Genomic DNA, 2,574 nt, shown 5'->3' on the forward strand with positions numbered 1-2,574 from the left:
GAGGTACTGTTCGACGCCGCCGGGGAGCGCGCGGATGGCGCCGTCACCGAGGAGGGCGAGCTGGTGGTCCGTGACACGTTCGAGGAGGTACCGGTCGTGGCTCACCACGACGAGCGTCCCCGGCCAGCCGTCCAGGACGTCCTCGACGGCCGCGAGCGTGTCCGTGTCGAGATCATTGGTGGGCTCGTCGAGCATGAGGACGTTCGGCTCGCCCACGAGGAGCCGGAGGAGCTGCAGGCGGCGCCGCTCGCCGCCCGAGAGCTCGGACACGCGCGTCCACTGCTTCTGATTCGTGAAGCCGAGCTGCTCGACGAGCTGTCCGGCCGTGAGCTCCTTCGCGCCGACGGAGAACGTCTGCTTCTCGCGCTGGATGACCTCGATCACGCGGAGGTCGGCGACGTCGTCGAGCTCGCCCACGTCCTGGCTCAGCACCGCGGGAACCACGGTCTTGCCGCGCTTGACCCGACCCGACGTGGGCGCGAGCTCGCCCGTGAGGAGGCGCAGGAGCGTCGACTTTCCCGCCCCGTTGACGCCGACCACACCCACGCGCTCGCCCGGCGCGAGGCGGAGTGTCACGGTGTCGAAGAGGGGCCGTGCCCCGCCCGACGCCTCGCCATACGCGAGCGTCACGCCCTCGAGGTCGATCACGTCCTTGCCGAGCCTCGCCGTGGCCATCTTGGACAGGGCGACGGCGTCGCGGGGCTCGGGCACGTCCGCGATGAGCTCGTTGGCGGCCTCGATGCGGAACTTGGGCTTCGACGTCCGTGCGGGCGCGCCACGGCGGAGCCACGCGAGCTCCTTCTTCATGAGGTTCTGCCGCTTGCCCTCGACCACCGCGGCCATCCGGTCGCGCTCGGCGCGGGCCAGGACGTACGCGGCGTAGCCGCCGTCGAACGGCTCGACGATCCCGTCGTGGACCTCCCACGTGCCCGTGCAGACCTCGTCGAGGAACCAGCGGTCGTGGGTCACGACGACGAACGCGCCCTCGTTCGCGCGCCAGCGTCCCCTGAGGTGCCGCGCGAGCCACGCGACGCCCTCGACGTCGAGGTGGTTGGTGGGCTCGTCGAGCATGATGACGTCGTGCGGCTCGATGAGGAGCTTCGCGAGCGCGACCCGGCGTCGCTGGCCGCCCGACAGGGCGCGCACCTGGGCGCGCCAGTCGACGTCGCCCACGAGGCCCGCCATGATCTCCCGGATGCGCGGGTTCGCCGCCCACTCGTGGTCCGCGCGGTCGCCGACGATCGCGCTCCCCACGTCGAGGTCGCCGTCGAGCACGTCCGCCTGGTCGAGGTAGCCGACGTTGAGGCCGCGGCGCCACGTGACCCGACCGCCGTCGGCCGTGGCCCGCTGGGCGAGAAGCCGCATGAGCGTGGACTTGCCGTCGCCGTTGCGGCCCACGATCCCGATCCGGTCGCCGTCGTTGAGGCCCACGGTGACGCCGTCGAGGACGGTGCGCGTGCCGAAGGAAATGCTGAGGTTCTCGCCGCCGAGCAGGTGTGCCAAGGATTGCTTTCTCGGGTGGGTGAAATCTGACTACAGCAGGGTATCGCTCACGATCCGCGCCCCAGGAACCGGGCCGTGGACGGCGAGCGCCTCGGCTCCGCGTCGGCTCAGGGTGTCCGCGAGCTCGACGGCGGCCCGCGGATCTTCGGTGAGCATCGCGACGGTGGGACCGGAGCCGGAGACGAGTGAGGCGAGCGCGCCGTGCGAATCCCCCCAGCCGAGCGTGTTCCGGAGCTCGGGCGCGAGGGAGACGGCGGCCCGCTGCAGGTCGTTCACCAGGAGGTGGCTCAACGCGTAGGCATCCCCCGCGCGCACCGCGGCGAGGATCCCGGGCTCGACGTTGCTCGGCTCCTCGGCCTCGAGGCCCTCCGCGTCGCGGAGCCGGTCGAGCTCGCGGAACACCGCGGGCGTGCTGAGCCCGAAGTCGGCGGGCACGAGGACCCAATCGAGCCGCTCCGTCGCGAGGGCGGGCGAGAGCTGCTCCCCCACCCCGAGGCCGACGGCGGCGCCCCCCAGGAGCGCGAACGGCACATCAGCGCCGAGCTCGGCCCCGAGGTGGGCGAGCTCCTCGCGCGAGAGTCCGGCTCCCCACAGCGCGTCGCAGGCCACGAGGGTGGCGGCGGCGTCGGCCGAGCCGCCGCCCATGCCGCCGGCCACGGGCACGCGCTTGGTGATCTCGAGGTGCACGCCCGTGGCGTGCTCCGACACCTCGGCCATGAGCGCGGCCGCGCGGACCGCGAGGTTTCGCTCGTCAAGCGGGATCTCGAGCGAATCGACGTCGAGCGTGCTGTCGGGGCTCAGGCTCACGGTGATCCCGGGGCCCTCGGTCACGGTGGCCCGGACTTCCTCGAAGAGCGAGACGGCGAGGTAGACGCTCGCGACGCTGTGATACCCGTCCGGGCGGGGCGGGCCCACGCGGAGCGAGACGTTGACCTTGCCGGGGGCCTTGGCACGGACTGATGTGCGGCCCATGGCGCTCCCTGATCGCATGCCCCCCACGCTATCCCAGCGTCTCCGCCCCGCCAGAGTCCGGCGCACCGGATCCCGCTGGGCGCGCCGCGGGGCGGTGCT

At 72.7% G+C, this 2,574-nt stretch carries 2 protein-coding genes; both read right to left on the bottom strand.

Features of this window, described 5'->3' with window-relative positions; all coding sequences use genetic code 11:
- Positions 1–1,503, bottom strand: a 1,503-nt coding sequence (locus ACLN58_RS20805; RefSeq protein WP_415857132.1) for an ABC-F family ATP-binding cassette domain-containing protein, incomplete at its 3' end; no start/stop codon positions are given.
- A gap of 30 nt (positions 1,504–1,533) precedes the next feature.
- Complete coding sequence (locus ACLN58_RS20810; protein WP_415857133.1) at positions 1,534–2,475, bottom strand: 4-(cytidine 5'-diphospho)-2-C-methyl-D-erythritol kinase; 942 nt, start codon at positions 2,473–2,475, stop codon at positions 1,534–1,536.
- Positions 2,476–2,574: the final 99 nt, after the last annotated feature.

Source organism: Sinomonas sp. G460-2 (assembly GCF_047759905.1).
Taxonomy (GTDB): Bacteria; Actinomycetota; Actinomycetes; order Actinomycetales; family Micrococcaceae; genus Sinomonas.

Bases quoted from the DNA above. Each gene is read 5' to 3' on its own strand.
- ACLN58_RS20810 (WP_415857133.1), bottom strand. From the start codon at position 2,475: ATGGGCCGCACATCAGTCCGTGCCAAGGCCCCCGGCAAGGTCAACGTC.